Below are 17266 nucleotides of genomic sequence, written 5' to 3' on the forward strand. Positions count from 1 at the left end.
GTCCGAAATGGCTCTTTACAAATCTATATACAGAGGAGTAAGATACAAAAAAATAAGTATATCGCTGAATCCTCAACTAGAGGAACGGGGGACCCAATTTTTTGTGATAAAACACTTGGGGTGAATCCTTTTTGTAAAAGGTAGGGTTATTCTTAGACCCGAATCCGACTGCTAACTTCGTAAGCGTTTAAAGAAGGAGAATCGATACTTGTGTTCATGGATGGAAGATTAATGAACCACAGGGGGATACCTCTGTGGTTTTTGGTATGCCGATATTTTAGAGTTGGTAAGACTATGGTAACGGAAGGAAGAAGGGGAAAAAATGAGGTTTCCTAAGAAAAAGGATATAATTGCTTTAAATCCACCTCAGATTCTTATTTTTGTTTTTTTAGCTTTTACTTTGCTAGGGACAATGCTTTTGAAGATGCCCTTAGCTACAACAGGAACCATAACATGGACGGATGCTCTGTTTACGTCGACTTCTGCGATGACGGTTACAGGTTTGGCTGTTATTGATACGGGTGGTTCATTTACTTTGTTTGGAGAAATTGTAATTTTATGCTTAATCCAAGTTGGTGGATTAGGAATCATGACGTTTGCTGTTTTAATTTTTATGACATTGGGAAGAAAAATTGGCTTTAAAGAGCGGCTGTTGATCCAACAGGCTCTCGGTCAAACATCCATTGGCGGAATTATAAAATTGGCAAAACAGTTGTTCTTATTTTCTATTACTCTGGAGACTATTGCGGCAGTTCTTCTAGCGATTAGATGGATTCCAGAAATGGGGTGGCAAAAAGGGGTCTATGCTGCTATATTTCACTCTATTTCCTCTTTTAATAATGCTGGATTTTCGATTTGGCCAGATAACTTATCTAGATATGTGGCAGATCCAGTCGTAAATATCGTTATTTCGCTTCTGTTTATTATAGGAGGAATAGGTTTTACTGTTATATTTGATCTTTGGAAAAAATCAGAGTTTAAAAAACTAACTCTTCATACTAAGATAATGGTAGTTGGAACAATTGTAATTAATGTTGTTGCTGTGCTGCTCGTATTTGGCTTTGAATACGATAACCCTCAAACATTAGGAGATCTATCTTGGTCTGGTAAGATTCAAGCTGCTTATTTTCAAGGAGTGGTTCCAAGAACGGCAGGCTTCAATACAGTTGATATTGGAGGACTAAATGAATCTACCTTGTTTTTTATGATTTTGCTTATGTTTATTGGAGCAGGAAGCGGGTCTACTGGAGGAGGGATTAAATTAACAACTTTCCTTGCAATGGTATTTTCTGTTCTATCGTTTTTAAGAAACAAAGAGGATATTGTCATCTTTAATCGATCAATAGATGATCGAACAGTTGTTAAATCTTTAGCCATTACTATTATTAGTCTGTTTGTAATTTTTGTTGCCATTTTTATTTTAGACATAACTGAGAAAGACGCAAGATTCCTTGCTATTGTATTTGAAGTAGTATCTGCTTTTGGAACATCAGGATTGTCGATGGGATTAACATCAACGTTAACGATGGCAGGGAAGTTTGTCATTGTCCTTGTTATGTTTGTTGGGAAAATTGGCCCTTTAACCTTGGCCTTCTCATTAGCAAAACCAAATAAATCAAAGATTCGTTTTCCGAAAGAGGATATTTTAACAGGATGAATAATAAAGGGGACTGTTTTCAGGAAGAAAACAAGCCCCTTTTTTAAGAAGTATAACCAATTAAGAAACTGATAAATAATATTATTAATACTATGGCTGTTATTCCAACATATAACCAGTCCTTTTCTTTATAGAAAGCATAACAGGATATTCCAACTCTTAATACAGGGGTTAGGATTAAACAAAAGAGACCTAGCATAATAATGGCAAATGGTTTAAAGGCAGCAACCCCAATAAAAATATCTTTAAAATTAGTAGGGAACGTTTCCTTATAACCAGAGTTATTTGTAATCAAATAAGTAATAATGCCTACTAAAATAATCAGTGCAGAGACAAGAACCCCGAATCTAAGTATTTTTCCGATTGTTTCCTCAATAATGACTAATTCTTCTTCAAAAGTTTGTTCTTTTTTTTGTGCTTCCATTAAAATTTCACCCCAAACCCTTCAAATATCATTTGAACACCGATATAGCATAAAAGTGGAATAAAGATAATTCGGATCCATTTTGCTGGTAATATTTGCATTACTTTTGCTCCAATTGTGGATCCAATTAATACCCCAATAGCAACGGGAGCAGCAACTTCTGGTAAGATAGAGCCGTTGAAAAATAATACAGTTGTACTTGCAGCAGCAGTAACTCCCATCATTAGGTTGCTAGTTGCGCTAGAAGGCTTGAGTGGCATTTTCATAAAGGTATCCAATGCCATTACTTTAAAGGCACCACTGCCAATCCCTAGTAACCCACTAGCCAATCCTGCCCCAAACATCACACTAAATCCTGCTGGGACTTTTTCGACTTGATAATCAATTTGTGTCTTTAGGCTTTTATCATAATATGTATTATTTAGTTTTAGCCTGTCCGATAAATAGTCAGGTTGTGCCTTTTTTAATACTTTTTCGCCTGAACGGAGCTTTTGTACCATATTGATCGCTGAGTAAAGTAAGAAAGAACCAAATAAAATAAACATAAGAGTTGGCGAGAGAATGCCTACTAAAATTGCTCCTATGATCGCTCCAGCAGTAGTAGCGATCTCTAAAAACATGGCTACGCGAATATTGAGCATTCGATCCCTTAAGTATGCTACTGCTGAACCTGAACTTGTTGCAATAACTGATATTATACTTGCTCCAATCGCATGGTGGATATCAAACCCAAATCCTAGTGTTAGAACTGGAGTAAGAATAATCCCTCCGCCTATTCCGAGGATAGAGCCCAGAAGCCCGGCAAAAATACAAATAAAAAGAAGTAAAATGAAAGTTAGCATTACATAGCCTGTTTTTTCCTAGTAATTTTAGTTTGCTTAAAAACTAAATAAGCTTTAAAAAAGAGTGAAATGGAACGAATTGATTTCATTTCATCACTGAATTAGAGATTGTTCGTCTTTATCCAATATATATTATGTTTTTTCCCACCCTCTTGTTTTAACTGATAATAAGTTTTACTAGAATAATATTTTTTGGTAGAACAAGAGATTTGAATGGTGAAACACTTTTTTTATGCTTGCAGATTTCCCTATATAGTTTGTGTACAACGAGAGTGAGAAAAGAAAATTAATAGAATTCCCTAGCATATTTTGTCAGAAAATATGCTATTATTATTTTATTCATAATACAAAGAGAACTTATTTAAAACACTATGGGGGAATAAGATGAAGACCTGGGTACTACAGAAATTATATTGGATCATACCAGGGGTGCTGATTTTATTAGGACTGTTTTTATTATTTGTTGAAAATTTTTCCAATGTGACGGCGCAACCAGAGTCAGATTGGAGCAGAGGATTGTTAGTTGGACAATCTGAAGTAAGTAAACTGCCGGCAATCAAGGAAACGGAGGATGGGCATTACTTGTTCTCCTTCTTTCAGGAAAATAAATTAAAGACGGCTATCATGACCAATGATTTTCGGATTGAGGCAGAGAAATATTATGATATACCTGCAGACAAATGGACACAAATATATCAGGGAAAAGACGAGCTTATTTATTTTGATTATAAAAATATTTTTGACCAAGATAAAACACAATTAGTTGCGGATGTTGCGGAGTTTTTTCCGCTCGAGAAAATCATTCTTTATATAAAAGAAAATAAGCTTTTTCAATTAAATCCTGAAACCAAACAAACGTCGGAAATTATGGATATTGATCTAGAAAAGGAAAAGTTAGCGGTAGAGGAAAATGCGGATGGCGTTCACCTTCTGTTATTTGCAAAGAAGAAGGGCAATGTTGATCTTGCTTTATCTCGAGTCCAAGATGGGAAAGTTAACCACCTATATGAAACAAAGATAAAGGTTGATCCTGGGAAAATAGTAAATGGCATATCTTTTACGTTTGAAGATCAAAAACTGGCGTTATTGCTTCAAGAGGAATTAGAATTAACGCAAGGGAAACCAGAGTTTTTTAACTATTATGCAGAAATTGATATTACAAAAGGACAAGAGGCTGCGCAATATAAGTTAACGTTCCAAGACCCTGCAAGGGAGAATGGAGAGTTAACAGAAATTTCGGATGTTGCCTTTACCTTTAGGGATGGAAAGCCGCGTCTGCTATTTAAGGCGAATGGTTATACAGAAACGAAATATAATGAAAAGACTGGCTTCAATATTTATGAATCGGAAATAGGCGAAAACGGAAGTACCAAGACGGAGCGACGCAGCAATACAGCCGCGATATCGACGATTCCACAATGGTTAGATGAAGATATGATTGCATGGATGGATTTACATGGAGATGACAATAAAGTCTATGTTTCTTCTAATGAACTTACAAAAATAAACAAGCAAATAAAACATTCTTCTGAGGATTGGCTGCAGGCATTAGGCAAGACATTTGGAATGATTTCCACCTCTTTTTTCGCTTTTGCACTTTCCTTTATATGGTTATTGTGGCCAATAGCATTTGTTATCTTTATGTATCTATTTTTTAGTAGAAAGGTTGATTACAATCCACCTTGGATTTTCTATACTGGCATTGGAATCTATTTAATCGCAGCGGTTATATGGAAGGATCGTTTCTTTGTTCCGAATATACTTGCAACCGCACCTAAGTACCTAACATTTACGGGCAGTACTTATTTTTATCTGTTATTATTTGCGGTTATTTCCTATTTTTTATCCATATTAACAAAACGTATCAATGAATGGACAGGTACACCGAGGATTATCTATTTTGTGGGTGTACACATTATCTTGTTAACTGTATATTTTGGTCCGTATATTATTTATTAGAAAGGAGAGGTTTTTATGAACTTATTAGAGGGATTTTTATAACGAGATTACAGCAGGATTCGTGCCCTCCAATTATAAATAGAAGAATAGAATCATATAAATAATTTATAATTGGAGGGATAGTATGAGAACAGAGAAGCAAATGTTAGATTTAGTGTTAAAAGTGGCAAATCAGGATAATAGAGTAAGAGCTGTTTGCATGAATGGCTCGAGAACAAATCCAACAGTACCAAAGGATGCTTTTCAGGATTTTGATATTGTTTATTTAGTAGATAATATGGAATCTTTTTTGAATGAGCCTAACTGGATTGATGTTTTTGGGGAACGAATCATTATGCAAACCCCAGAGGATTCCACGCTTTTTCCCGCAGAGCTAGGTGGAAGATTTTCTTATCTTATGCTATTTACGGATGGGAACCGCATAGACTTAACCCTTGTTCCGCTGGAGGAAAAGAACAAGTATTGTCAGGAGGATGGGTTGACGGTGATTCTATTAGATAAAGACAATAGTCTCCCTTATATGCCCCCTAGTACAGATAAAGATTATTGGGTGAAAAAGCCAGCTGCCGAACAATTTTCTGACTGCTGTAACGAATTTTGGTGGGTCTCGACCTATGTGGTTAAAGGGTTATGGAGGCAAGAAATTCTTTATGCGATTGACCATATGAATACCATAAGAGCGATGTTGTTAAAAATGTTGGAATGGAAGGTTGGCATGGAAACAGATTTTTCCCTTAGCATAGGAAAAAACAGTAAGTACTTAAAGCGGTATATCGATGATGATACGTGGGAAAGGCTCATGTATACTTATCCGAGTGGAGATTATAATCGAGTCTGGGAATCGTTATTTTCTATGACATCATTATTTGAGAAAATCGGATTAGAAGTTGGCAGAAAGATGGGATTTCTTTACCCTTTCGAAGAGGCGGAAAGGGTGAAAGCCTATTTACACCATGTTCGTCAATTGAATCCTAATGCAACAGAGGTATATTAAAGGTAATAGGCGGTTTTTATGCATCAGCAGAGACCGCCTTTTGATATGGGAAGCTTTAAATAAAAAGCTGAATATCAGATTTTAAAGCATCTTTAAGGTAAACCTTGGCGTCGACAATTTCGACTTCAGGATAAAATTCTTCTTGCTTAAATCCAAGTATATCAACTGATAATTTGCAGGCAAGAAACTTAACGTGTTTTTTTCTTGCCCCTTTTAAGAAAGCTATAAGTGGTGGGGCCTCTTCCTCCTCAAGCATTTCCTTCATCATTATTTTACCTAGACCAGCATAATTCATTTTGGATAAAGGAAGCTGCTCTACGTCTTTAGGTTGGAAGGTGTTAAACATTTTTTCATAGAAGGATTTACCTTCCAAATCGATTTTTTCGGGGTCGCGAAGTAATAAAAGCCCCCAAAAAGTGAAAAACATGGTTACTTCCACATCTATTTCCCGGGCACTATTAGCTAGAATTAAACCAGCCATTGCTTTATCGTAGTCCCCGCTAAACATTAATACGTTTAACTTTTGTTCCATGGGAAAATTCCTTTCTTGTTTTAGAATATCTTTAGCTTTCATCAAATTGTTTTGGATATACGAATTTCACTATATTGTCATTTTTACGGAAGAGATTAGAAAAAAGCGAATATAATAGGAAGGTGATGAGCAGTCATGCTATTTCGAAAATTTACAGCAAATGATTTTGAGTTGTATTACCAATTAGTTTCTAATGAGCGAGTGATGGCCCAGATTACAGAAAGAGCTATTCCGTTAGAAGAGGCAAAGATTGACTTTGAAAAACTATTAATCCGCAATGACAAGAATCAGCTCTTTGGATCCTATGCTTTTTTTCAACCAGACTCAGAAGTATTTATCGGGCTTGGCCATGTGACTTTAACGGAGCAAGAGCTTGCTGAAGCAGAGCTTGGCTATATGCTTTTGCCAGAACATTGGGGGAAGGGATATGGCGGTATGGTTGCGGATAGATTAATGTCATTAGTGAAACAAACAGATCTAAAGGTAATAAAGGCAATTATAGATCCTGCTAATATAGCCTCGAGAAAAATATTAGTGAGTAAAGGATTTACTTCGGCATGGATTGGAGAAATAGAAGGCCTGCCAGGAGAGATTTTGAAGAAAGTTCTTTAATAGTCTAGAAGGTATTATGTGAAAATTCATTTAAAAAGTTGTTGTGTACTTTTAAACGTTCCCGTATTATCTAATTTATATGTATTTATAAAGGAGTATTAGATTTATGCAATCAAGAATTTCTTTTTCAACTTATGCTCTAATTGGGACGATGCTTTTTGGTATGTTTTTTGGAGCGGGAAATTTAATTTTTCCTATTCAGCTTGGACAGCTTGCGGGAACAAACTTTTGGCTTGCGCTAGCAGGCTTTTTAGTAACGGCGATTGGGCTTCCTTTTCTCGGTATATTAGCAATTGGATTATCAGGAAGCAATGGTCTGCGCGAGCTTTCAAGTCGCGTTCATCCAGTATTCGGATTTCTCTTTTCGTTATTTCTATATTTAACGATTGGTCCATTCTTTGCTATTCCACGTACAGCGACAGTTCCATTTGCAATAGGGATTGAGCCGTTTGTCGCGAATAGCCATATTGCTTTATTTTTAGCTATTTTTAGTTTTCTTTTCTTTTTACTGGTTTACTATTTTTCCTTAAATCCGGCAAAGATTATGGATGTGATCGGGAAATATCTGACTCCTGCTTTTCTGCTGTTTTTATTTTTATTAATAATAGTAAGTATTGTTCGCCCGATGGGGAGCTTTCAAGAGCCACAGGGAGCATATCTAAATAATGCTTTTATGACAGGGTTTAAAGAAGGATATAACACCATGGATGCTCTAGCATCTCTTGCCTTTGGGATAGTGGTGATTAATGCTATCAAAGGGAAGGGAATTATGGACGTAAAGAGTATTGCAAAAACGACATGGAAATCAGGAATATTTGCCATGCTGCTAATGATGCTTATCTACGGATTTATCACTTATATGGGTTCTTCTAGTGTACAAGCTGTAGGAACTTTTGAAAATGGCGGACTTATCTTTGCTGCAGTAGCTAAGCATTATTTTGGTCCTTTTGGCGGCATTTTGCTTGCGGTTATCATTGTGCTTGCCTGTTTAAAAACAAGTATTGGATTAATAACGTCTTGTAGTGAATTTTTTCATGAAGTATTTCCGAAGATTGGCTATAAGACTTTTGTGCTTAGTCTATGTGTTGTTTCTTTCTTATTTGCCAATTTAGGCTTAAATAAAATTATACTATTTGCAGTACCTGTGCTCATGTTCTTATACCCTTTAGCAATTGTGCTTATCATACTTGCTCTTTTTTCGCGATTATTCAAAGGCAAGCAAAGTGTGTACCTAATGGCAATGGTGCTAACATTCTTTGTAAGTATATTGGATGGCTATCAAGCACTTGTAAAAAGCATCCCAGAAGCTAAGCTTGGCTTTTTTGAGGAGATTGGGCATTTTTACGAGAATATTCTCCCCTTTTACGAAATAGGGTTAGGCTGGATTTTACCTGCCCTTATTGGTACGGTGATTGGATATTTCATTCGTAAATAGTACGTAGAGGGACGGTTCTCCTGCATTCCATAGAGGAATCGGGAGAACCGTCTTTTTTGTTTAGTAGTCAATAAATCAAAGAAATTAAGGGCTGATTCAATATTGATTTATCATCTGCTGAATTCTCCTTTTTATTTCCTTTCTTATGTCTGTGGGTTCGATTACTTCTAAATAATTTCCATAGGATAATAGGTAGCTGTATAACCATTCCCCTTTTATATGAGAGGTGGAAATGATATGATAACCATCCTTTTCTTTGGAAATATCCTTTTCCTCAAATTCATCATAAATCCGATAACTGGCTCTGGAACTAATTTTGAGCACTAAGTCTGCCCATTCTAAATAATCCCCATCCAAAGAATCATTTAAAAGTAATTCTTCCGTTTTTTTTATGTTGTCATAAATTTCATTAGTTAAAGCTATATTAGACATACGGTTTATTTTAAAAGTTCTATTCGCCGATTTTTCTAGGCAAAAACCTTCTAAATACCAGGCTTTATCCTTAAACAATAATTTTTCTGCAAGAATTCGCCGTAAGCTCTTTTCCCCATTCGAATTGATATAGTGAAAAGAGAGGACATGACGCTCTAGAATGGCTTGTCTAAAAAGAGAGAAGTATTCCTTTCTTTTTGTATCACTGCCCCATGCTGAAAAATCTACCTCAATCCACTTAGTTTCGCTTTTTTGAAATAGATGACTTAGTTTCGCTAAAATATCGCTTGTATCTGGATAATTAGTGGCAGATAGACTTTGCAGGGAAAATAGTATTTCATCCTGCTCTTTGTCTAAAAGGAGTGATTTGTTGAGTACAAACTGATCCATCAAGGTAATTCCGCCTCCTTTACCTTGCATTGTATAAATAGGAATGCCAGACTCCGTAAGGACTTCAATATCGCGGTATATAGTTCGCACAGAAACTTCAAGTTTATCGGCTAGTTCGTTAGCCGTGATCATTTTTCTTTCTAGCAAAATATAGATAATTTGAAACAGTCTACTTATTTTCATGGAAAGCCTCCTTATTTGAGGAATATAAGAGAAACAGAAGAACTGTCCCTCTGTCACCATTTTAATGGTGGTTTATCTAATTGAGCTTCTATTCCTAATTCTTCGGCTGCTGTTAATAAAGGGAATTTACCTTCTAGCGTTTATCCTATATATAACGGCTAGGTAGAATAAAATTATACTAAGTGTATCATCCAAAGAAAAGAGAAGCGAGAAGTGGTATCAAAATATGACATACTGTTGTCAGGTTAATTGGATTATACTAAAGAATAAGAATAATTTATTTAAAGAGGATGGTTTGATGGAAACTAGATGTGCCTGGGCAAATTCCAGTGATTTAATGCGAGAATATCATGATAAAGAGTGGTGTATTCCAAGTCATAATGATCGATATTTGTTTGAAATGCTTGTACTAGAGGGAGCACAAGCTGGATTGTCTTGGTCAATCATTTTAAAAAAGCGAGAAGCATACAAAAAGGCCTTTCATGATTTCGATTTAGAATACTGTGCAAACCTAACAGAAACAGAGTTGGAAAATATCCGAATTAATACAGAGGTTGTGAAACATCCGTTAAAGATTAAATCAGTTAAAAGCAATGCCTTAGCAATGATAGAAATACAGAAAGAATACGGAAGTTTTGCTGAATTTTTATGGTCTTATGTAGATGGAAAACCAATCATATCAAATTGGCAGTATGACAACGAAATACCAGCGCAAACTGACCTATCAAAGAAGGTCAGCAAAGATTTGAAAAAAAGAGGATTCAAGTTTGTTGGACCCGTCACGATCTATTCCTATCTACAAGCAATTGGAATAGTCAACGATCACATAACTAGCTGTGCTTTTCATAAAGAATAAAGGAAATCGAGGAAGTTCTCCTGTTTCTGAAAGTATTTCAAGCTTTTAAACAAACTGGATAGGGATCTTACAAAAAGTATATAGGGAAGCTTGACTAAACCAGCGCTTTTCTTTTAGGAAAAATATTCAGCAGAAAACAGAAGAATTGCCCCTCTACTTCCCATTTATGGTATAATAATGTTAATTAGATGAATGGAGGGTTGCTTTAAGATGTGGAATTCTATCTCGATTGTATACTTTATGTAACTAATTTTATAGTACTTAAAGGCTCTGCCTGTGTGTAGAGTAATCGGGATTAGTTTGCCTATTTTTAAAAGCAACCTTTCATTAACGTTATTTATAATGATGTGGTGTAAAAGGGGAGAATTATGCTCTCTTTTTATTAAAATGGAATAATATTTTCTTTAGAAACCCATTTTAGGCTTAGGGTTTACTTTAAATAAATACTATTCCTCTTTCTTATTCCGATTGCTTCACACACAGGTGACCACCTGTGTGTTTTTTTATGAACAGAATGGAGGAACAGGAATGGAAGGAAAACAAAAAGCGATAGTAGTAGGCGTTCATTATGATCAGAAAGAAGACTTTGCTAATTCAATGGAAGAGCTAATTCAATTGGCAGAAGCTTGTGATATAGAAGTAGTGGGAGAGATAACGCAGAAGTTGGATCGGGTTCATTCTGCACACTATATTGGGAAAGGGAAACTGCAGGAGTTAACTGCATTGCTTGCGGAGAAGGACGTACAGGCTGTTCTTTTCAATGATGAGCTGTCTCCTTCCCAAGTTCGTAATTTAGAGGAAGCAACAGATTGCCGAATCATTGACAGGACAGTATTGATTTTAGATATATTTGCTCAAAGAGCGAAGACAAAAGAAGCGATGCTCCAAGTTGAAATCGCAAAATTGCAATATATGCTGCCTCGATTAGCTGGTTTAGGAGAATCACTAGGTCGTCAGGGAGGAGGATCTGGCCTTATAAATAGAGGGTCAGGGGAAACGAAGCTTGAATTGGATCGAAGACGGATTGAAGACAGAATTAGTCGCTTGCATAAAGAATTAGATACGCTTGTGGTCCAACGTAAAAACCAGCGAAAGATGCGAAAAAAGAAAGAGTTGCCAAGTATTGCACTCGTTGGCTATACGAATGCTGGGAAGTCGACTTTAATGAATGTGCTGCTTGAAAAATATCATGCTGCAACAGAGAAAATGGTGTTTGAAAAGAATATGCTCTTCGCAACCCTTGAAACATCAGTGCGCAATATTACATTACCAAATAATAAATCCTTTTTATTAACAGATACAGTTGGGTTTATTAGTAAATTACCGCACCAATTAGTAAAAGCATTCAGGTCGACCTTGGAGGAAGTGGCGGAAGCTGATTTGCTTATTCATGTCGTTGACTACTCTAATCCAAATTATCAAGAGCAAATCAATGTGACTAATAAGACTTTAAAAGAACTTAACGCGGAAAATATCCCAGCTATCTATGCTTTTAATAAGATAGATTTAGCAGCAGGAGATACATCGATGGCAGGAACAGATGGAGTTTACCTTTCCGCTAAAAAGCAAATAGGAATAAATGAACTAGTGGAAGCTATTTCTAAAAATGTCTTTAAGCAGTATATTTCCTGTGAAATGACTATCCCGTATGATAAAGGGAATGTACTATCCTATTTGACGGAAAAGGCAAATATCCTTTCAACAGAATATAAGGAAGAAGGCATATTCCTATCCATCGAATGCAAAGAAGAAGACTATAATCGTTATCGAGAATATGTAATATAAAATACGCAGAGGGACGTTCTACGCTTCTATTTTGAAAAAGAAAGCGCAAGAGCCGTCCCTCTGCTCATTCTACATCCTGCAAGTACATAGAAAAATCTGCTGCCTCTCCGTTTACTATTAAGGATCCATCATCGGTGAAACGGGGCATGACTAGGCGTTCTTTTATATTATTAAATATGGGTAGTTCCTTTAAATTTTCCGTTTCTAATTGATATAGTTTAACTGTATCTGTATTTTTTTCCACTACACTTAATGCAACGTAATTTTTATAGACAGCATAAGTAGTAAAGGGTGGTGTGGGGATTTCATGAAATACTCCATTAGTGAGATCGATATACCCTAAAATAGATGGGCTCTCATCCTCATTTGAAAAAGCTGCATATATTTTATTATTTATTAAAGTAACGTTTTCCGCTGCTTTATAGGGAACGCTATAATTCCCAACTTGTTTTAGGTTGGTTAGATTATAGACAAAAAACTCCGTTTTATTTCTGTTATTTGATTTAAACTGCTCAGGAATAACAAGTAAATTACGATCTAAATCAGCTTTGCTGTTTCTGGCAATTCCCGTGAAACCATGAATGCTAGTTTCCTTAAATGTTGATAAATTTAACTGCTTATATCCAGAAGTATCATCATAAATTAATGTATTTCCTTTCAATTGAACATCTCCTATAATGTCCTTTTTATATTCTTTCTGTGAGAGTGTTTTTCGATTTTTAATAAAAAGCTTATTATTTTTTTCTCCCCACACAAGCCAATGCGCATTTGCTGTCAGTGCATATATATCAATGTTTGCACCAGATTCGACAAGTACTTGCTGTGAGTGCGATGTGAGGGAATAAGAATAAATGCTTTTTTTATCAGCATAAATCAATTCGTTCGTTTCCTTTATATAGAAAGAATGGATTAAAGATGAATAATCAACATTTGGTATAGTTACTTTTTCCATCGGTGTATGAAAAGAAGAGTGTGTTGAAAGCCGGTTTACTAGAGAAGGACTAATTAAAATAAGGAGAAGACTAATAATGGCAACTACACTGCATATTGGACGGAATATTCGTTTTCTCTGACTAATGTTTTGCATTTGCTGGTTTGCATTTCGTAAAATCCTTTGTTTGTTTTCTTCGGAAAGGGTGATATCCGCTGGGATTATTTCATCAAATAATTGTTTAATGTTCTTTGGCACGATTTATCTCCTCCTCACTCATTGTTAGTTGTGCTTTCTTCCGTCCTCTCGCTAGTCTAGTTTTAACCGTATTGCTGGAACAGTTTAATATCTCGCTGATTTCCTGTGTAGATAATTCACCATAGTAATATAACCATAAGACTTCCTTATACTTTATTGGTAGTTTATTAAGTAAGTCGGCAAGATAATTTTTACTTTCCTGTTTTAAATAGGCTTCTTCGGGTGTTTCTTTATGGATCAGAAAAGTGTTCTTAATCTTCGAAACTTCGACTTTTCGAAAAGCCCAGCTTTTAAAGTAGTTTCGGCATTCATTTACCGTTATACGATATAAATATGTTTTCACACTAGATCGACCTTCAAATTGATCAAGCTGCAAATAATAACGAATAAACACATCCTGCACAATGTCCTCTGCTTTTTCCCTATCTTTCACAAGGGCGTAGGCAAGTCGGGATAAATAATGACCATATGTATCCATCGCGTTTGTAAGCAATTTATCTCTTTCTTGCTTCTCCACAGTCCCCTCTCCTTTCTACCTACAGATTAGACAAAACAAACAGACGAACGGTTTCTCTTTTTTACAAATTTATTCTAGCACTACGAAGGCAACGTCGTTCATATACTTAAAATAGAAGGAAAAAGGGGGAATCTATGGAGATGAATATTCTTGATTGTATAGTTATTGGTGGTGGTCCAGCTGGAATGAGTGCTGCGCTGACACTAGGGAGAGCGAGAAGAAGTGTGGCTATCTTTGATGATGGAACGAATAGAAATAGAGTAAGTCATGAATCACATGGCTTTCTAACAAGAGATGGAATAAGTCCACAGATGTTTAAGGAATTAGGGATGAATGATTTAATGAACTATCCGAGCATTTTTCCCTATAAGGATACGGTAACGGAAATAGAAAAGTTAAGAGGGGCAGAAGTGTTTCTGGTTAAAACGAAAAAACATAAAGAATATTTAGCAGAGAAAATTATTTTAGCGACTGGTGTACAAGAGATTATTCCGATTCCTAATGCGAGACAATATTATGGGAAAAGCCTTTTTAGCTGCCCATACTGCGATGGCTGGGAGCTAAGAGATCAAGCTCTTCTTATTATTGCTTACACGGAAGCACAAGCATTACATATGGGAAGGTTAGTTTATAATTGGTCGAAGGATTTAGTGATAGCAACAAATGGTGCAGCGATTTCTCCAACTACAAAAGAAATATTCCTCAAGCGGAATGTTCCAATCGTTACCGAACCAATAAAGAGCTTAATAGGCGAAAATGGGTATCTTCAGCAAGTTGTGTTTACATCAGGAAGGCAGATTGCTAGAACGGGTGGCTTCGTTTCTCCTTCTTATTATCGCTCCAATCAGTTTGTGGAGCAGCTAAGATTAGATGTCTATGAAAATGGAGTGTTAGTAACAGATGGATCAGGGAGAACATCCAAAAAAAATGTTTATGTTGCCGGAGAAACCGAAAAGGAAGGGGCATCATCCTTACTGTTTGCTGCTGCGGATGGAAGCAAAGTAGCTATAGCTGTAAATACAGATCTTATGCTGGAAAGATTTTAAAGGAATCAAAGGGCTGGTTCTTATGCTTCTGTTGTTTAAAAAAGGGAAGTGTAATAACCTTCCCCCTGATTCTTTATCCTCTCGTCATTGGTAACGAATTACTGCTTTTCTTAACCAATAAATATTGAATAACATCAATGTTGCTGGCTTTAAAGGAAGCGGCACAAGCCTGCAAATACAAGTCCCACATGCGGATAAAGCATTCATCCTTTGTTTTCCTGATTTCCTCTAGGTTAGCGATAAAGTTAGCATGCCATATTTCTAATGTTTTTTGATAATGGCGACGAAGGCTTTCTAAGTCTACTAATTGGAGATTTTCAGCTGTCATATGGCTGACTAGCTCTGCGACTCCAGGGATATAGCCTCCAGGAAAAATATATTTATTGATCCAAGCATTAGTTGCGCCACCTTGTTGACGTGAAATTCCATGAATTAAGGCTGCCCCATCGTCTTTTAGCAATTGATGTACCTGGTGGAAATAGGCTTGAAGATTTTCCTTACCTACATGTTCAAACATCCCTACACTAGTGATGCGGTCAAAGTTCCTATCCTTTAAATCACGATAATCCATTAAATAGACGGTTATGCTTTCCGATAATCCTTTTTCCTTAGCTAGTTGGGTCACATAATCATACTGTTCTTGGCTCAAAGTAATGCCGGTTGCCTTCACCTGATAATCTTTAACCGCAGTAAAAATAAGATTCCCCCATCCACAGCCAATGTCTAAGAGATGCTGGCCCGGAGATAGATTTAATTTTTTTAAAATATGATCCACCTTATTTTGCTGTGCGGTTTCTAATGTGTCTTCTGGATTTTTGAAATAGGCACAGGAATAAGTCATGGAACGGTCTAGCCATAGTTTATAAAAGTCATTGCCGATATCGTAATGATTTTGGATATCTTCTTTACTTCGCGCTTTCGTATGAGATTGTTTGGGAACAAATTTCCTAAACTTATTATTTTGCATAAAGCTAGATGCATTTTCATAGGCAGACGCAATTAAATCCTCAATACTTCCTTTTATTTCAATCTTCCCGTTCATGTATGCTTCTCCTAAAGCTAATGATGCGTTATTATGAATGTCTTTAATACGAATAGGCTTTCTAAAAATAAGCTCTATGGCAGGATCGCCGTTACCATAAACAGCTGATTTTCCATCCCAATAAGTAACCTTCACTGGAATGGTGAAGGAATTGCTTAGAATAGTTTTATATATAGATTTCTCGAACACACCATTCACCTCTTACTCTTATGTTATATGTATAATTTTACCTCTATTCCATGAAATATGTGTTCGATATGCTCAAACGAGAAAATGGACATTTATAAGGGAAATTATCCCCATATAAGAGTGAAAATGGTAAAATAGAGACGAGCATCATGATAGGAAAGAGGTGGAATGAAATTGCGATTTATAACGGCAAGAGCCAATATGCTAGAAGAAGTTAATGATATATATATCAAATGCAGAGAAAATCTAATTAAGCATGATATTTTCCAATGGGATGATCATTATCCTAATAGAGGTTATTTCCAGGACTGCATGGAAAACAAGATGCTATTCGTTTTATTAGAAGAGGATAAGATAGTGGGACATGTGGTATTAAATGAATGGCAAACAGAGGAATGGCAGTCCATTCCATGGAATGGAAATAATCCTTTGATTATTCACTCTCTCATGCTTAATCCCCGTTACCAAGGAAAAGGCATAGGAGCAATCATGGTCCAGCATATGGAGGAATATGCTCTTGCCAAAGGATATGATAGCATCCGATTAGATGTATTTTCAGGAAACCCTCAAGCTTTAAAGTTATATAAAAAGCATGGTTATATAGAAAAAGGAGAGGTTTTCTTTGCCTCTAAGCCTATTGGGCATCAAAAATATCTTTGTATGGAGAAGGAACTGAGATGAATATTACCGCGATTACTGAAACCAACCGTGAAAAAGTAAAATTATTTTTCCAATCTCATTGGGGAAGCCCCGAAATGGTCCTTTCTACAGGCATCTATGATTGCAGTGCTTTAGATGGATTTATTGCCTGGAATAAAGAAGGGGAAATGATTGGTTTAATAACCTACATTTTAAGAGATACGGAGTGTGAAATTATCTCTTTAGACAGTATCGAAGAAGGAAGGGGCGTTGGAACAAAGCTTTTACAAACTGTTGAACGAACAGCCAAACAAGCCCCATGTGATCAGGTCAAAATAATTACAACAAATGATAATTTACTAGCCTTAAAGTTTTACCAAAAAAGGGGCTATTGTTTAGCAGAATTGCTTAAAGACGCAGTAAAAGAAGCTAGAAAGATTAAACCAGAAATCCCTTTCTTCGGAAACGATGGTATTCCTATTAGAGATGAAGTGGTGCTAGTGAAAAATCTATCAACAACAAAGTAAATGGAAGGTGAAGATA

General features: G+C 36.1%; 17 protein-coding genes and 1 riboswitch. Of the genes, 10 read left to right on the top strand and 7 right to left on the bottom strand.

All coding sequences use genetic code 11. The annotated features are described in order from the left end of the window. The first annotated feature begins 52 nt into the window (after positions 1 to 52). A riboswitch (cyclic di-AMP (ydaO/yuaA leader) is annotated at positions 53 to 201 on the top strand. A 121-nt stretch (positions 202 to 322) separates the two neighbouring features. Then, positions 323 to 1657 (top strand): TrkH family potassium uptake protein, encoded by a 1335-nt coding sequence (locus C2I06_RS20080; protein WP_123258718.1) that lies wholly within the window; start codon positions 323 to 325, stop codon positions 1655 to 1657. Between the two features lie 43 nt (positions 1658 to 1700). On the opposite strand, the gene C2I06_RS20085 is transcribed toward C2I06_RS20080, so the two are convergent. Together C2I06_RS20085 and C2I06_RS20090 are read right to left on the bottom strand one after the other, a co-directional pair. Further along, on the bottom strand, positions 1701 to 2081 hold the full coding sequence (locus C2I06_RS20085; protein ID WP_123258719.1) for a DUF1634 domain-containing protein: 381 nt from the start codon (positions 2079 to 2081) through the stop codon (positions 1701 to 1703). Beyond that, on the bottom strand, positions 2081 to 2923 hold the full coding sequence (locus C2I06_RS20090) for a sulfite exporter TauE/SafE family protein (protein WP_123258720.1): 843 nt from the start codon (positions 2921 to 2923) through the stop codon (positions 2081 to 2083). Before C2I06_RS20090 ends, C2I06_RS20085 begins: the two co-directional genes overlap by 1 nt. Before the next feature lie 384 nt (positions 2924 to 3307). Here C2I06_RS20090 and C2I06_RS20095 point away from each other — a divergent pair, with 384 nt between their 5' ends. Both C2I06_RS20095 and C2I06_RS20100 read left to right on the top strand, forming a co-directional pair. Next, on the top strand, positions 3308 to 4882 hold the full coding sequence (locus C2I06_RS20095) for a hypothetical protein (protein WP_123258721.1): 1575 nt from the start codon (positions 3308 to 3310) through the stop codon (positions 4880 to 4882). Between the two features lie 124 nt (positions 4883 to 5006). Continuing rightward, positions 5007 to 5876, top strand: coding sequence for an aminoglycoside 6-adenylyltransferase (locus C2I06_RS20100; RefSeq protein ID WP_123258722.1), 870 nt, complete (start codon positions 5007 to 5009; stop codon positions 5874 to 5876). Between the two features lie 55 nt (positions 5877 to 5931). On the opposite strand, the gene C2I06_RS20105 is transcribed toward C2I06_RS20100, so the two are convergent. Continuing rightward, positions 5932 to 6408: a DsrE/DsrF/DrsH-like family protein gene (locus C2I06_RS20105; protein ID WP_095331312.1), complete on the bottom strand. Its 477-nt coding sequence runs from the start codon at positions 6406 to 6408 to the stop codon at positions 5932 to 5934. 135 nt (positions 6409 to 6543) lie between these two features. Here C2I06_RS20105 and C2I06_RS20110 point away from each other — a divergent pair, with 135 nt between their 5' ends. Both C2I06_RS20110 and brnQ read left to right on the top strand, forming a co-directional pair. Beyond that, positions 6544 to 7020, top strand: coding sequence for a GNAT family N-acetyltransferase (locus C2I06_RS20110; RefSeq protein WP_095331311.1), 477 nt, complete (start codon positions 6544 to 6546; stop codon positions 7018 to 7020). A gap of 106 nt (positions 7021 to 7126) precedes the next feature. Then, entirely contained in the window at positions 7127 to 8455 is a 1329-nt protein-coding gene (gene brnQ / locus C2I06_RS20115) for a branched-chain amino acid transport system II carrier protein (RefSeq protein ID WP_095331309.1), read from the top strand. A 96-nt stretch (positions 8456 to 8551) separates the two neighbouring features. Here the strand turns inward: brnQ and C2I06_RS20120 are convergent, their stop codons facing one another. Beyond that, positions 8552 to 9520 (bottom strand): helix-turn-helix transcriptional regulator, encoded by a 969-nt coding sequence (locus tag C2I06_RS20120; protein WP_275068560.1) that lies wholly within the window; start codon positions 9518 to 9520, stop codon positions 8552 to 8554. A 238-nt stretch (positions 9521 to 9758) separates the two neighbouring features. Here C2I06_RS20120 and C2I06_RS20125 point away from each other — a divergent pair, with 238 nt between their 5' ends. Further along, positions 9759 to 10316: a DNA-3-methyladenine glycosylase I gene (locus tag C2I06_RS20125; RefSeq protein ID WP_123258724.1), complete on the top strand. Its 558-nt coding sequence runs from the start codon at positions 9759 to 9761 to the stop codon at positions 10314 to 10316. Positions 10317 to 10844: 528 nt separating this feature from the next. After that, the gene (hflX, locus tag C2I06_RS20130) at positions 10845 to 12101 is read left to right on the top strand and encodes a GTPase HflX (RefSeq protein ID WP_095331366.1); all 1257 of its coding nucleotides are present in this window, start codon (positions 10845 to 10847) and stop codon (positions 12099 to 12101) included. Between the two features lie 64 nt (positions 12102 to 12165). Here the strand turns inward: hflX and C2I06_RS20135 are convergent, their stop codons facing one another. Continuing rightward, positions 12166 to 13290, bottom strand: a complete 1125-nt coding sequence (locus tag C2I06_RS20135) for a hypothetical protein (RefSeq protein ID WP_123258725.1) — start codon at positions 13288 to 13290, stop codon at positions 12166 to 12168. Then, complete coding sequence (locus C2I06_RS20140) at positions 13274 to 13807, bottom strand: sigma-70 family RNA polymerase sigma factor (RefSeq protein WP_123258726.1); 534 nt, start codon at positions 13805 to 13807, stop codon at positions 13274 to 13276. The genes C2I06_RS20135 and C2I06_RS20140 overlap by 17 nt, the downstream gene beginning before the upstream one ends. A gap of 140 nt (positions 13808 to 13947) precedes the next feature. On the opposite strand from C2I06_RS20140, the gene C2I06_RS20145 reads away from it, so the two are divergent. Next, complete coding sequence (locus C2I06_RS20145) at positions 13948 to 14853, top strand: NAD(P)/FAD-dependent oxidoreductase (RefSeq protein WP_095331364.1); 906 nt, start codon at positions 13948 to 13950, stop codon at positions 14851 to 14853. Between the two features lie 73 nt (positions 14854 to 14926). On the opposite strand, the gene C2I06_RS20150 is transcribed toward C2I06_RS20145, so the two are convergent. Then, positions 14927 to 16084: an SAM-dependent methyltransferase gene (locus C2I06_RS20150; protein WP_123258727.1), complete on the bottom strand. Its 1158-nt coding sequence runs from the start codon at positions 16082 to 16084 to the stop codon at positions 14927 to 14929. Positions 16085 to 16258: 174 nt separating this feature from the next. Between C2I06_RS20150 and C2I06_RS20155 the strand changes: the two genes are divergently transcribed. Both C2I06_RS20155 and C2I06_RS20160 read left to right on the top strand, forming a co-directional pair. After that, on the top strand, positions 16259 to 16765 hold the full coding sequence (locus C2I06_RS20155) for a GNAT family N-acetyltransferase (protein WP_164463744.1): 507 nt from the start codon (positions 16259 to 16261) through the stop codon (positions 16763 to 16765). Continuing rightward, the gene (locus C2I06_RS20160) at positions 16762 to 17250 is read left to right on the top strand and encodes a GNAT family N-acetyltransferase (protein WP_095331298.1); all 489 of its coding nucleotides are present in this window, start codon (positions 16762 to 16764) and stop codon (positions 17248 to 17250) included. Before C2I06_RS20155 ends, C2I06_RS20160 begins: the two co-directional genes overlap by 4 nt. Positions 17251 to 17266: the final 16 nt, after the last annotated feature.

It is taken from the genome of Niallia circulans, from assembly GCF_003726095.1.
Classification (GTDB): Bacteria; Bacillota; Bacilli; order Bacillales; family Cytobacillaceae; genus Niallia; species Niallia circulans_A.

What these genes read in the sequence shown, in the direction of transcription:
- C2I06_RS20160 (WP_095331298.1), top strand. Translation starts at nt 16,762, where the DNA reads ATGAATATTACCGCGATTACTGAAACCAACCGTGAAAAAGTAAAATTA.
- hflX (WP_095331366.1), top strand. Translation starts at nt 10,845, where the DNA reads ATGGAAGGAAAACAAAAAGCGATAGTAGTAGGCGTTCATTATGATCAG.
- C2I06_RS20080 (WP_123258718.1), top strand. Translation starts at nt 323, where the DNA reads ATGAGGTTTCCTAAGAAAAAGGATATAATTGCTTTAAATCCACCTCAG.
- brnQ (WP_095331309.1), top strand. Translation starts at nt 7,127, where the DNA reads ATGCAATCAAGAATTTCTTTTTCAACTTATGCTCTAATTGGGACGATG.
- C2I06_RS20105 (WP_095331312.1), bottom strand. Translation starts at nt 6,408, where the DNA reads ATGGAACAAAAGTTAAACGTATTAATGTTTAGCGGGGACTACGATAAA.
- C2I06_RS20125 (WP_123258724.1), top strand. Translation starts at nt 9,759, where the DNA reads ATGGAAACTAGATGTGCCTGGGCAAATTCCAGTGATTTAATGCGAGAA.
- C2I06_RS20100 (WP_123258722.1), top strand. Translation starts at nt 5,007, where the DNA reads ATGAGAACAGAGAAGCAAATGTTAGATTTAGTGTTAAAAGTGGCAAAT.
- C2I06_RS20085 (WP_123258719.1), bottom strand. Translation starts at nt 2,081, where the DNA reads ATGGAAGCACAAAAAAAAGAACAAACTTTTGAAGAAGAATTAGTCATT.
- C2I06_RS20090 (WP_123258720.1), bottom strand. Translation starts at nt 2,923, where the DNA reads ATGCTAACTTTCATTTTACTTCTTTTTATTTGTATTTTTGCCGGGCTT.
- C2I06_RS20120 (WP_275068560.1), bottom strand. Translation starts at nt 9,520, where the DNA reads ATGGTGACAGAGGGACAGTTCTTCTGTTTCTCTTATATTCCTCAAATA.
- C2I06_RS20110 (WP_095331311.1), top strand. Translation starts at nt 6,544, where the DNA reads ATGCTATTTCGAAAATTTACAGCAAATGATTTTGAGTTGTATTACCAA.
- C2I06_RS20145 (WP_095331364.1), top strand. Translation starts at nt 13,948, where the DNA reads ATGAATATTCTTGATTGTATAGTTATTGGTGGTGGTCCAGCTGGAATG.
- C2I06_RS20095 (WP_123258721.1), top strand. Translation starts at nt 3,308, where the DNA reads ATGAAGACCTGGGTACTACAGAAATTATATTGGATCATACCAGGGGTG.